The sequence below is a fragment of the Streptomyces antarcticus genome (assembly GCF_026627255.1).
GTDB classification, from domain to species: Bacteria; Actinomycetota; Actinomycetes; order Streptomycetales; family Streptomycetaceae; genus Streptomyces; species Streptomyces antarcticus.
Window position 1 is genome coordinate 1 of the sequence record NZ_JAPNLM010000015.1, and the last position, 11,743, is coordinate 11,743.

The following is an 11,743-nucleotide window of genomic DNA, read 5'->3' on the forward strand; positions in this document are numbered from 1 at the left end:
CGCCCCGCCCCGGCGGCCGCGGCCCCCACCCCGCCCAGCCCCCGGAGGGACACCGCATGACGGCGCTGCCCGGCACCCGCACCCCGCCGCCCCCGCCCCCGCTCGCCGGCGGCCACCGCGGCCCGGACGCGCTGCGGCCCCTGCTCGACACCGTCCTCGACGCCCTGCGCACCGGCGCCGCCGAACGCCGGGGACCCCTCCCCGCCGGCGGGCCCGACATCACCACCGCCCGCGTCCGGGCCGCCCTGGGCGACGTGCTCCCCGCGCACGGAACCGGCGACCACGAAGCGCTGCGGACCCTCGTACACGCCGTCGCCGCAGGCGCCGCCGACCCCGCCGACCCCCTCTGCGCGGCCCACCTCCACTGCCCGCCGCTCGCCGTCGCGGCCGCCGCCGACCTCGCCGCCTGCGCGCTCAACCCCTCCCTCGACTCCTGGGACCAGGCCCCCGCCGCCTCCGCAGTCGAAGCCCTCCTCACCCGCGCCCTCGCCGCCGAGTTCCATCCCCGCGCCCCCCACCCCGACGCCCTCGTCACCACCGGCGGCACCGAGTCCAACCAGCTGGCCCTCCTCCTCGCCCGCGAACGCCACGGCCCGGCCGTCACCGTCCTGCACGGCGCCAACGCCCACCACTCCGTGCCCCGCGCCGCCTGGCTGCTCGGCCTCCCGCCCGCCGTGTCCGTACCGACCCCCACCGGCACCCTCCACCCCGCCGACCTCGCCGAGGCCCTCGCCGCCACCACCGGCCCCGTCCTCGTCACCGCCACCGCCGGAACCACCGACGCCGGCCTCATCGACCCCCTCACCGAGATCGCCGACCTCTGCGACCGCCGCGGCGCCGAACTCCACATCGACGCCGCCTACGGCGGACTCCTCGCCCTCAGCCCCCGCCACCGCCCCAAACTCGCCGGCCTCGACCGCGCCCGGTCCCTCACCGTCGACCTCCACAAACTCGGCTGGCAGCCCGTCGCCGCCGGACTCCTCACCGTCCCCGACGCCGCCCTCCTCGCCCCCCTCGCCCACCAGGCCGACTACCTCAACGCCACCGACGACACCGAGGCCGGCCTCCCCGACCTCCTCGGCCGCTCCCTGCGCACCACCCGCCGCCCCGACGCCCTGAAGATCGCGGCCACCCTCCGCTCCCTCGGCCGCGACGGCCTCGTCCACCTCATCGACCGCACCTGCGCACTCGCCGAGGACCTCGCGCGACTCCTCGACGCCCACCCCGGCTTCGAACTCCACGCCCCGCCCACCATCAGCACCGTCCTCTTCCGCCCCGCCCGCGCCGACGACGAGCAGCTCGCCGACCTGCGCCGCACCCTCCTCCACGAAGGCCGCGCCGTCCTCGGCCGCGCCCGCGCCGACGGCCGCCTCTGGCTCAAGGCCACCCTGCTCAACCCCCACACCACGGCGCGGGACCTGGACACCCTCGTCGCCCTCCTGGAAGGCAGCACCCGATGACCGCCCACCTCGATGCGCCCCACGACCTCGTCGGAATCGGCATCGGCCCGTTCAACCTGTCCCTCGCGGCCCTGGCCCACGGCCTGCCACAGCAGGGAGCCGGCGAACTCGCCACCGCCTTCTACGACCAGCGCCGCGACTTCCGCTGGCACCCCGGCCTCCTCATCGACGGCGCCACCCTCCAGGTCCCCTTCCTCGCCGACCTGGTCACCCTCGCCGACCCGGCCAGCCCGTGGAGCTTCCTGAACTACCTCAAGCACAAGGAACGACTCTTCCCCTTCTACTTCGCCGAGCGGTTCCACATCCAGCGCGCCGAATACGACGCCTACTGCCGCTGGGTCGCCGGCCGCCTCCCCGGACTCCACTTCGGCCACCAGGTCGACGCCGTCCGCTGGAACCCCGAACGCGACCTCTTCGAAGTCGACTTCACCCAGGTCGACGCCGACGGCGAAGCCGAAGCCCTCGGCCGCACCCACACCCGCAACCTCGCCCTCGGCATCGGCACCGCCCCGTTCGTCCCCGAACCCCTGCGCCCCCTCGCCGAAGCCCCCACGGTCCCGGTCATCCACTCCGCCGACTACCTCGACAACCGCGAGCGCATCCTCGCCGCCGGCCACGTCACCGTCATCGGATCCGGCCAGTCCGGCGCCGAAGTCTTCCTCGACCTGCTCCGCGCCCGCCCCACCGGCCGCGAACGCCTCACCTGGCTCGCCCGCACCCCCTCCTTCGCGCCCATGGAGTACTCCAAGCTCGGCCTGGAGCACTTCACCCCCGACTACACCCGCTACTTCCACGCCCTGCCCGAACCGGTCCGCGACCGCCTCGTCCCCGCCCAATGGCAGCTCCACAAGGGCATCGACGCCGACACCATCGCCGCCATCCACGAGGAGCTCTACCGCCGCACCCTGCACGGCGGCTGGCCCGACGCCGTCCTCACCCCCGGAGTCAGCGTCCGCACCGCCGGCCGCGTCGCCACCACCAAGGTCGAACTCCACCTCGAACACCTCGAACAGGGCACCCGCTCCCGCCTCACCACCGACGCCGTCGTCCTCGCCACCGGCTACCGCGAACGCCCCCTCGGCAGCCTCCTCGCCGGCCTCGACCCGTACCTGCGCAAGGACGCCTCCGGCCGCCCCCGCATCGACGACCGCCACCGCATGGTCCTGGACCCCAGCGTCACCGGCAGCGTCTTCGTCCAGAACGGCGACCGCCACACCCACGGAGTCGGAGCCCCCGACCTCGGGCTCGCCGCCTGGCGCAGCGCCGCCATCCTCAACACCCTCACCGGCAAGGAGCCCTACCCCCAACCGGTGCGCACCGCCTTCACCACCTTCGGCCTCGACCAGCGCGAACACACCCGCCCCCGGCCCGCCGGAGAACTGCTCCCGCTCGTCGAACACCCGTAAACGGCCCGCCCCACCGCCCGGCGGCCACCGAGCACGCCCCGCGACCGGACCACCCCGGACACGCCGAAGGGCCGGGTCCCCGCCGAAGCGGGCCCGGCCCCCCGAGACATACGGTCAGGCCTGGAAGACGGGCACCCCCGCCCGCGTCAGCCGCCAGTCCACGGAGGCGAACGCCGACGGATCCACCGTCCCCTTCGCCTTCACCCACTGGATGATCGTGTTGCGGATCTCGTCCGAGTCCGCCCACACCTGCTTCGCCCGCGGCACGTGCGGGAAGTTCCCGCCCCCCGACGCCCGGTAGTTGTTCACCGCCAACACGAACCGTGCCGCCGGATCCACCGGCACACCCCCGAACGACAGCCCCGTGATCCGCGAACCGGCCGGCTGCGCGATGTCGATGTCGTACGTGAACCCGTACACCGCGTCGTAGTTGTAGTCCGGAATCCCGTCGGCGTTCGTCAGCTTCGCCGGGTCCACCACGTCACCCGGCGCGGTCCGCACGAAGTACCGCGCCGAATACTCCAGGTAGTCCTTCAGCTGCGCACCGGTCAGCAGCCGCGCCTCCAGCGTGTTCTCGAACGGGTACAGGCCCGCCGCGTCCCTCAGCGTCACCTGCCCGGCCGGGATCGCCGCCGTCCGGGAGAAGCACGAGGCCTGTGACAGCACCGGCAGCGCCGCCCACTCCGTACCCGCCAGCGCGGCCTTGACCGTCTCCGCCTGGACGTGGTTGATCAGGTCGATGATCGCCACGTCCTTGACCGGCCCCTCCGCCGAGGCCATCGCCTGCGTGGACGTGCCGATCACCTGGTTCACGTACGCGACGACCTTGCGGTGCTCGTCCGACAGCAGCCCGGTGATCTTCCGGTCCTCGGCGGCCTCGTTGGAGTTCAGCACCCTCGCCGCGACCTTCGCCACCGACCAGCGGCCCTTCTCCCACGTCAGCTCGAAGTCGAACAGCGTCAGCCGCTGACCCCACTTCAGCGGCTCCGACAGCACCACGTCCTTGCCGGTCGCCCGGTTCTTCACCCGGTACTCCGGGATCTCCGTGTGCGCGTGCCCCACCAGGATCGCGTCGATCCCCGGCACCTGCTCCGCCACCAGCCCCGCGGCGTTCTCCACGTACGGCAGCTGGTCCCCGTACGAGGACGTCCCGCTCGACCCGGAGTGCGCCGAGACGATCACCACGTCGGCGCCCATCGAGCGCAGCTTCGGCACGTACTTCGCCGCCTGCTCCTCCAGCCCCGGGAAGGTCATCTTCCCCTGCACGTTGGCCTTGTCCCATATCGCGATCCCCGGGTTCGTCAGCCCCAGCACCGCCACCTTCACGTCCCGGCCGTGCGGCGTCCGCAACCGGTGCATGCTGTACGGCGGGAACGCCGGCCGCAGGGTCTTCGCGTCCAGCGCGTTCGCCCCGAGCAGCGGGAAGTCACACTGCTCCTCGAACTTCCGCAGCACCGGAATGCCGTAGTTGAACTCGTGGTTGCCCAGCGCGGCGGCGTCATAGCCGATCGCGTTCATCGCCTGGGCCATCGGGTGCACCGGGCCCCGCCGCGCCGTGATCGGGTCGACCTTCGCGTAGTAGTACGACAGCTGGGTGCCCTGGATCGTGTCACCCGCGTCGATCAGCAGCGTGTTGCACCGGCCCTTCTCCTCCCGGACCCGGTTCACCAGGGTGGAGATCTTCGCCAGGCCGACGTCGTTGTGCGCCTTGTCGTCGAACTCCTTGTCCGTGAAGTAGTCCCAGTTGAAGACGTTCCCGTGCAGATCGGTCGTGCCCATCACGGTGAACGCGTAGGTCCGCGGCCCGGAACGCGCGGCGGCCGGGGTGCTCGTGGCCCCCGTCAACGCCACGGCCGCACCGGTCGCGGCCGTGGTTCCCAGAAAAGTCCTGCGGTCGAACGCCATGCCATCTCCCCTTTTGAGGCGTGAACAACGCGCGTAGATTCTGACCCAGCGGTAACAAGCCGCAACACCCCTGCCAGGTTTCGATCCGGTGACCACGCCCGTACGCACGACAGTGCGACAGTGAAGGCATGACTCAGGACGCAGCGCACCAGCCCTACGGAACCCCGGACGTACCCCGCGTCGCCGTCTGCGGCGAGGCCCGCATCGAGGTCGACCCCGAGATCGCCCGCATCGGCATCACCGTGAGCGCCCGCGGCACCGACCGCCGCACCGCCCTCGACGACCTCACCCGGCGCAACAACGCCGTCCTCGACCTGGTCAAGAGCTACGGCGACCCCGTGGAGAAGCTCGAGACCGGAGCCTTCTCCATCAGCCCCGAACTCACCCGCCACGGCCGCGGCGACCGGATCCGCGCCTACCACGGCCGCGTGCACATCACCGCGGAGCTCAACGACTTCACCACCCTGGGTGAACTCACCACCCGCCTCGCCGACCTCGAACTCACCCAGGTCGACGGCCCCTGGTGGGCCCTGCGGCCCACCTCGCCCGCCCACGGCGAAGCCCGACGGCAAGCCGTCCTCGAAGCCGTCCAGCGGGCCCGCGAGTACGCCGAGGCCCTCGGCTCCCGCCTCTCCGCCCTCGTCGAACTCGCCGACCTCGGCGCGGAGAACGCCGTCCCCTTCCAGGCGGCCGGCCCCGGCGGAGGCATGCGCACCATGGCCTTCAGCGCCACCGAGGACGCGGGCGCCCCGCCGCTCGACCTCGAACCCCAGCGGCAGACCGTCTACGCCCAGGTGAACGCCCGCTTCACGATGACCCCTCCGCAGCTCTGAGGAACCGTACAGAACGCGCCATGGGGGTGCTCATCAGAGCACCCCCATGCACATTCAACAGTTGTCAACAACCTTTTTCCCAAAGGTTGTTGAGCGGACACCTGGAAGCGATTACCTACCCGTTGGTAGGGGAATACGCTCGCCTCATGCGCCGAGCGAAAATCGTATGTACCCTGGGCCCCGCCACCGACTCATACGACCAGATCAAAGCCCTGGTCGAAGCCGGAATGGACATCGCCCGCTTCAACCTCAGTCACGGCACCTACGCCGAACACGAGGAGCGCTACCAGCGCGTACGCAAGGCCTCCGACGAGACCGGCCGCAGCGTCGGCGTCCTCGCCGACCTTCAAGGCCCGAAGATCCGCCTCGGCCGCTTCCGCGAAGGCCCCGTACTCCTTGAACGCGGCGACGAGTTCACCATCACCGTCGAAGACCTCGAAGGCGACCGCCACACCTGCGGCACCACCTACAAGGGACTCGCCGCGGACGTCACCACCGGGGAGCGCATCCTCGTCGACGACGGCCGCGTCACCCTCGAAGTCACCGCCGTCGACGGCCCCCGCGTCCGCACCACCGTCATCGAAGGCGGCATGGTCTCCGACCACAAGGGACTGAACCTCCCCGGCGTCGCCGTATCCGTCCCCGCCCTCTCCGAGAAGGACATCGACGACCTCCGCTGGGCCCTGCGCATCGGCGCCGACGTCATCGCCCTCTCCTTCGTCCGCAGCGGCCGCGACATCGACGACGTCCACCGCATCATGGACGAGGAAGGCCACCGCCTCCCCGTCATCGCCAAGGTCGAGAAGCCCCAGGCCGTCGAGAACATCGACGACATCGTCGCCGCCTTCGACGGCATCATGGTCGCCCGCGGCGACCTCGGCGTCGAAATGCCCCTGGAACAGGTCCCGATCGTCCAGAAGCGCGCCGTCAAACTCGCCAAGCGCAACGCCAAACCCGTCATCGTCGCGACCCAGATGCTCGACTCGATGATCGACAACTCCCGGCCCACCCGCGCCGAGGCCTCCGACGTCGCCAACGCCGTCATCGACGGCACCGACGCCGTGATGCTCTCCGGCGAGACCAGCGTCGGCAAGTACCCCGTCGAAACGGTCCGCACGATGTCCCGCATCGTCGAAGCCGCCGAAGAGGACATCCTCGCCAAGGGCCTCCCGCCCCTCACCGACCGCAACAAGCCCCGCACCCAGGGCGGAGCCGTCGCCCGCGCCGCCGCCGAGATGGGCGACTTCCTCGACGCGAAGTTCCTCGTCGCCTTCACCCAGAGCGGCGACACCGTCCGGCGCCTCTCCCGCTACCGCTCGCCGATCCCGCTCCTCGCCTTCACCCCCGACCCGGCCACCCGCTCCCAGCTCAACCTCACCTGGGGCGTCGAGACCTTCCTCGGCCCCCACGTCGACTCCACCGACGCGATGGTCGCCCAGGTCGAGGAAGAACTCCTGCGCATCGGCCGCTGCGTCCCCGGCGACGTCGTCGTGATCACCGCCGGCTCGCCCCCCGGCGTCACCGGATCGACCAACCTGGTCCGCATCCACCACATCGGCGACGCCGTCCGCTGACCACGCCCCGGCCGCGTGGGGCCGTACCCACACCGGCCGCCGCCGCGTCGAGCGCCCGCCCGACGCGGCGCCCGGCTCCGTGCCGGCCCGCCGGACCTACCAGCCGAACCGCCGGTTGACCACGGCCGCGAACTCCTCGAACGACAACACCGCGTCCCCGTTCTGATCCGCCGAGTCGAACAGCGCCGACGACGCGTCCACGTCCCCCACACCCCAGAACGGCATGTCCCCCCGCGCCGCCAGCGTCGGCCCCTTCGAGCGCAGCGCCGTGATCACCTCGACACGGGTCAACTCCCCGTTCGCGTCCAGATCCAGCGCCTCGAACAGCTTCCGGGCCTTCTCACTCATCACACAGTCCCCTCATCGCCAATGCCTTGACCTCAACCTACGCCGAGGTCATACGTTCACGGCATGACGATCAAGGAATACCCCCAGCAGTAGCAGCTCGCCGCCCAGCCCCTCGGCCACCGGACCCGCGAGGCCGCCAAGCGGGGCGGCGACGGCGACCTCCCGTAACCCCTCAGCCCGCCGAGACCTTGGCCGCGAACGCGTCCAGGTTGCCGGTCATCCGCGCCACCCGCTCGTCCACGGTCAGGGACTCCTCGTACCGCGCCGTACGCAGCTTCGGCTGCCGCTTCCCGCGCACGTACAGGGAGCAGGCGAGGTCGGCGCAGAAGTACGTGCCCACCGTGTTCCCCTCGCGACCCCGGGCCCCCGCCAGCGGGGCGGCGAGCAGGGTGACCCCGGACGAGGCGTGCCCCGTCAGGCAGATCTGGCACAGGCTGGACTTCAGCGCACTCGTCCGCCCCACGGAGGGCACCCGCAGGGAGATCCCCAGCGGCCCGCCCTCCCGGGGCAGCACCAGGTGCGCCCGCAGTGGCGCCCCCGGATCCACCCACCCCAGGAAGTCCAGCTCCTGCCAGGGCAGTTCGGCGAAGTCGAGCGGCAGTCTCAGCCGCGACGCCTCGCCCTTGGTGCAGTTCACGAAGGACGAGCGGATCTGTTTCTCGGAGAGCGGTTCCACGGGCGTCGACTCTACGGCCACCATCGATGGCCCGCACATCAATATCCCCGGGTCAGTGCTTCGGCCCGATGTGCAGGTCCATGAGGGCGACGGATTCCTTCCGCGCGATCGATACGTTGCAGGCGTTCGCCCGCTTCCACTCGACGCCGAGCCGGTCCAGGGTGGCGGTCAGCAGGCCGGTGATGTCGTCGGACTTGTTGGTGAAGAAGTACCGGGGGTACTCGTACCGCTTCCGCACACCGCCGACGAGGCGGGTGGTCCAGTTAGTGGTCCGGCACCCGTCGGAGTGGATGAGCCCCCGCACGAACTCCCAGGGGTGAGCGTCGACGATCTCCTGCTGCCAGCCTTCGAGGGCGATGAGCCGGTCATGCTTCCTGCCGGGGCCGTGCTGCGGAAAGAGGCACGTCCAGTGCCATGTGTACGACTTGACCTCTACGCAGCCCTGCCGCTGACGCCGTCCCACCCTTGGCAGAGGCATGACGAGGTGCATGGCCTCCTCGGCGGCGTCGATGAGTCCGGGCCATGCCGCGTCGCAGAAAACGGACAGGTGGTGCTGCTTGTACCGCGAGACGATGTGGCCGTCGCCGAGGTAGAGGCCCAGAAGGTAGCTGTAGGCGCGATGATCGAATGCCCGCCCCGTGCACCTCGGACAGTCGGTCGGCGGTTTGCACGTCTCGCCACGATGCTTCCGGTCCTGATGCCGCCACCAGCCGACCGTGCCGCGGGGTATGCCGAAATGGTCTGCGACGGTCCGGTTCGTCACGCCACGGCGCAACAGCAGGACTGCCTCTTCGCGTATCGAAGGATTGTGCTCCACAGTCCGGGAGCTTGGCCGCGCCTCGTCCGGCTGTCCGCGAATCGAAGATTCGTTCACCGTGACGAGTGAAGATCGCAAAAGCGCTTTGCGGCCTTGGAAATGAAGGAGAAGTGCCCCGAGTCGGATTCGAACCGACGCTGAATGGGTTTTGAATCCATCGCCTCTGCCGCTGGGCTACCGGGGCTCCTTCGAAACAAAGGATACCGAAGACCCTCCGTGTCACAAACATACAGGAGCTAGGTAGGCTCGGGGGAGCTGAATCGCCTTGCAACAAGGAGCCCCCCGTGACCGCCGAGCACGAGTCGACGCCCACGCCCGACGCCGACCAGTCGCACGTTCCGCCGCTGACGACCCGCGTCGTCATCGCCGAGGACGAGGCGCTCATCCGTCTCGACCTCAAGGAGATGCTCGAGGAGGAGGGGTACTCCGTCGTCGGCGAGGCCGGCGACGGGCAGACGGCCGTCGAGCTCGCCCGCGAGCACCGGCCCGACCTCGTCATCCTCGACGTGAAGATGCCCGTCCTGGACGGGATCTCCGCCGCCGAGAAGATCGGTGAGGAGTCCATCGCCCCCGTGCTCATGCTCACCGCGTTCTCGCAGCGAGACCTCGTCGAGCGGGCCCGCGACGCCGGGGCCATGGCGTACCTCGTGAAGCCGTTCAGCAAGAGCGACGTCGTGCCGGCCATCGAGATGGCCGTCTCCCGCTTCGCCGAGCTGAAGGCGCTGGAGAAGGAGGTCGCCGACCTCTCCCTCCGACTGGAGACCCGCAAGCTCGTCGACCGGGCCAAGAGCATCCTGCAGACCCAGTACGGCCTCACCGAGCCGAACGCCTTCCGCTGGATCCAGAAGACCTCCATGGACCGCCGCATGTCCATGCAGCAGGTCGCCGAGGCGGTCATCGAGGACGCCGAGGAGAAGAAGAACGCCGCCAAGGGCTGAGCCCGCGCACCGGGCGGCCCGCCGCGCGCCCGCCGTGCCCCGGGCATGCGTGAGGCCCGCCTCCCCCCGGGGGGAGGCGGGCCTCACGCGTTTCCCGGCTCTCAGTCCTCGCCGAGGTACGCCTTGCGGACGTCCTCGTTGACCAGGAGCTCGCGGCCCGGGCCCGAGAGGACCACGTTGCCGATCTCCATCACGTGGCCCTGGTCGGCCAGGGAGAGCGCCGCCTGGGCGTTCTGCTCGACCAGCAGGATGGTGGTGCCCTGCGCCTTGAGCTCGGCGATGGTCGCCATGATCTTCTGCATCATGATCGGCGAGAGGCCCATCGACGGCTCGTCCAGCATCAGCAGCTTCGGCCGGGACATGAGCGCACGGCCCATGGCCAGCATCTGCTGCTCGCCGCCGGAGAGGGTGCCGGCCGCCTGCTTGCGACGCTCTCCCAGGATGGGGAAGAGGTCGTAGGCGCGCTGGACGTCCTGCTGGATGCCTTCCTTGTCCTTGCGGAGGAAGGCGCCCAGGAGGAGGTTGTCCTCGATCGTCATGCGCGGGAAGATGTGCCGCCCCTCGGGGGAGTGGGCGAGTCCGAGCGCGACGATGTCGTGCGCGGGCACCTTCTTCAGTGACTTCCCGTTGAACTTGATCTGGCCGCCGCGCGGTTTGATCAGGCCCGACAGGGTGCGCAGCGTGGTCGTCTTGCCGGCGCCGTTGGTGCCGATGAGGGTGACGATCTGGCCGGCGTCGACGCTGAACGAGATGCCCTTGACGGCTTCGATCTTGCCGTAGGCGACGCGGAGGTCCTCGACCTCGAGGAGTGCGGTCACTTGGCCTCTCCGTCCGTGCTGGTGGTGCTGTGCGCTTCGGCCTCTGCCTCGGCCTCGGCCTCGGCCTCTGCCTCGGCTTCGGCCTCTGCGGCGTCGGCCTGCGCGGCTACGGCTTCGGCGGCTCCGGCCTCCGCGGCCTCGACCGCGGCGGCTTCCTCGGCGCCGGGGGCGCCCTCGAAGGGCTCCCCGAGGTACGCGGCGACGACGCGCTCGTCGCCCTGGACCTCGCTCGCGGTGCCCTCGACGAGCTTCTCGCCCTGGACGAGGCAGGCGACCCGGTCGCAGAGGTTGAAGATGAAGCGCATGTCGTGCTCGATGACGAGGACGGCGATGCCCTTGTCCCGGATGGCGAAGATGAGTTCTTCGGTGGTCCGGGTCTCCTGCGGGTTCATGCCGGCGGTGGGCTCGTCCAGGAGGATGAGGCCGGGGTCGCTGGCGAGCGCGCGGGCGATCTCCAGCTTGCGCTGGTCGCCGTAGGGGAGGTTGCGGGCGAGGTGTTCGGCCTTGCTGTCGAGGCCGATGAACTCCAGGAGTTCCATGGCCTTCTCGCGGCTGGCCTTCTCCTCCCGGTGGAAGCCGGGGAGGCGCAGCAGGGCGGACCAGAGGCCCTCCTTGGTGCGGGTGTGGCGGCCGACGAGCACGTTTTCCAGGACCGTCATGTTGTTGAAGAGACGGATGTTCTGGAAGGTGCGGGCGACGCCTGCGGCGGTGACCTTGTAGGACTTGGGCGGCAGGACCGTGCCCTTGTACCGGACTTCGCCCTCGGTGGGGATGTAGAGGCCGGTGAGGCAGTTGAAGAAGGTGGTCTTGCCGGCGCCGTTGGGGCCGATGAGTCCGACGATCTCGCCGCTGCGGACGGTCAGGTCGACGTTGCGGACGGCGGTGAGGCCGCCGAAGCGCATCGTGACGCCGCGTGCGTCGAGGACGGTCTCCGCCGTGCTGGGGGCGGTGGTGGTGGTCGTCATGGG

At 70.5% G+C, this 11,743-nt stretch carries 11 protein-coding genes and 1 tRNA gene; 5 read left to right on the forward strand and 7 right to left on the reverse strand.

What is annotated here, in order from left to right:
- The first annotated feature begins 56 nt into the window (after positions 1-56).
- Entirely contained in the window at positions 57-1,460 is a 1,404-nt protein-coding gene (locus OTB16_RS22205; RefSeq protein ID WP_267722491.1) for a pyridoxal phosphate-dependent decarboxylase family protein, read from the forward strand.
- Positions 1,457-2,866: a lysine N(6)-hydroxylase/L-ornithine N(5)-oxygenase family protein gene (locus OTB16_RS22210; protein ID WP_267722241.1), complete on the forward strand. Its 1,410-nt coding sequence runs from the start codon at positions 1,457-1,459 to the stop codon at positions 2,864-2,866. Before OTB16_RS22205 ends, OTB16_RS22210 begins: the two co-directional genes overlap by 4 nt.
- 114 nt (positions 2,867-2,980) lie before the next feature.
- Here OTB16_RS22210 and OTB16_RS22215 read toward each other — a convergent pair whose 3' ends face one another.
- Positions 2,981-4,771 carry a bifunctional metallophosphatase/5'-nucleotidase gene (locus OTB16_RS22215; RefSeq protein ID WP_267722243.1) on the reverse strand — a complete coding sequence of 597 codons (1,791 nt, stop codon included), beginning with the start codon at positions 4,769-4,771 and terminating at the stop codon, positions 2,981-2,983.
- 128 nt (positions 4,772-4,899) lie between these two features.
- On the opposite strand from OTB16_RS22215, the gene OTB16_RS22220 reads away from it, so the two are divergent.
- Together OTB16_RS22220 and pyk are read left to right on the forward strand one after the other, a co-directional pair.
- The gene (locus OTB16_RS22220) at positions 4,900-5,604 is read left to right on the forward strand and encodes an SIMPL domain-containing protein (protein ID WP_267722244.1); all 705 of its coding nucleotides are present in this window, start codon (positions 4,900-4,902) and stop codon (positions 5,602-5,604) included.
- Between the two features lie 146 nt (positions 5,605-5,750).
- Positions 5,751-7,178 (forward strand): pyruvate kinase, encoded by a 1,428-nt coding sequence (gene pyk / locus OTB16_RS22225; RefSeq protein WP_267722246.1) that lies wholly within the window; start codon positions 5,751-5,753, stop codon positions 7,176-7,178.
- Between the two features lie 96 nt (positions 7,179-7,274).
- Here pyk and OTB16_RS22230 read toward each other — a convergent pair whose 3' ends face one another.
- From OTB16_RS22230 to OTB16_RS22245, 4 genes are all read right to left on the reverse strand, one after another.
- Complete coding sequence (locus OTB16_RS22230) at positions 7,275-7,526, reverse strand: EF-hand domain-containing protein (protein WP_267722249.1); 252 nt, start codon at positions 7,524-7,526, stop codon at positions 7,275-7,277.
- A gap of 172 nt (positions 7,527-7,698) precedes the next feature.
- On the reverse strand, positions 7,699-8,202 hold the full coding sequence (locus tag OTB16_RS22235; protein ID WP_267722251.1) for an FBP domain-containing protein: 504 nt from the start codon (positions 8,200-8,202) through the stop codon (positions 7,699-7,701).
- Positions 8,203-8,254: 52 nt separating this feature from the next.
- Positions 8,255-9,019, reverse strand: a complete 765-nt coding sequence (locus OTB16_RS22240) for a helix-turn-helix domain-containing protein (protein WP_267722252.1) — start codon at positions 9,017-9,019, stop codon at positions 8,255-8,257.
- Between the two features lie 111 nt (positions 9,020-9,130).
- Positions 9,131-9,203: transfer RNA gene (locus OTB16_RS22245), tRNA-Leu, on the reverse strand.
- Between the two features lie 100 nt (positions 9,204-9,303).
- Between OTB16_RS22245 and OTB16_RS22250 the strand changes: the two genes are divergently transcribed.
- Entirely contained in the window at positions 9,304-9,957 is a 654-nt protein-coding gene (locus tag OTB16_RS22250; RefSeq protein WP_267722254.1) for an ANTAR domain-containing response regulator, read from the forward strand.
- 101 nt (positions 9,958-10,058) lie between these two features.
- Here the strand turns inward: OTB16_RS22250 and OTB16_RS22255 are convergent, their stop codons facing one another.
- Both OTB16_RS22255 and OTB16_RS22260 read right to left on the reverse strand, forming a co-directional pair.
- A complete protein-coding gene (locus tag OTB16_RS22255; RefSeq protein WP_267722255.1) occupies positions 10,059-10,775 on the reverse strand; it encodes an ABC transporter ATP-binding protein in 717 nt (238 codons plus the stop codon).
- Positions 10,772-11,740, reverse strand: a complete 969-nt coding sequence (locus OTB16_RS22260) for an ABC transporter ATP-binding protein (protein WP_267722256.1) — start codon at positions 11,738-11,740, stop codon at positions 10,772-10,774. Before OTB16_RS22260 ends, OTB16_RS22255 begins: the two co-directional genes overlap by 4 nt.
- Between the last annotated feature and the right edge of the window lie 3 nt (positions 11,741-11,743).

Bases quoted from the DNA above. Each gene is read 5' to 3' on its own strand.
- OTB16_RS22230 (WP_267722249.1), bottom strand. From the start codon at position 7,526: ATGAGTGAGAAGGCCCGGAAGCTGTTCGAGGCGCTGGATCTGGACGCG.
- OTB16_RS22210 (WP_267722241.1), top strand. From the start codon at position 1,457: ATGACCGCCCACCTCGATGCGCCCCACGACCTCGTCGGAATCGGCATC.
- OTB16_RS22215 (WP_267722243.1), bottom strand. From the start codon at position 4,771: ATGGCGTTCGACCGCAGGACTTTTCTGGGAACCACGGCCGCGACCGGT.
- OTB16_RS22220 (WP_267722244.1), top strand. From the start codon at position 4,900: ATGACTCAGGACGCAGCGCACCAGCCCTACGGAACCCCGGACGTACCC.
- OTB16_RS22260 (WP_267722256.1), bottom strand. From the start codon at position 11,740: ATGACGACCACCACCACCGCCCCCAGCACGGCGGAGACCGTCCTCGAC.
- OTB16_RS22205 (WP_267722491.1), top strand. From the start codon at position 57: ATGACGGCGCTGCCCGGCACCCGCACCCCGCCGCCCCCGCCCCCGCTC.
- pyk (WP_267722246.1), top strand. From the start codon at position 5,751: ATGCGCCGAGCGAAAATCGTATGTACCCTGGGCCCCGCCACCGACTCA.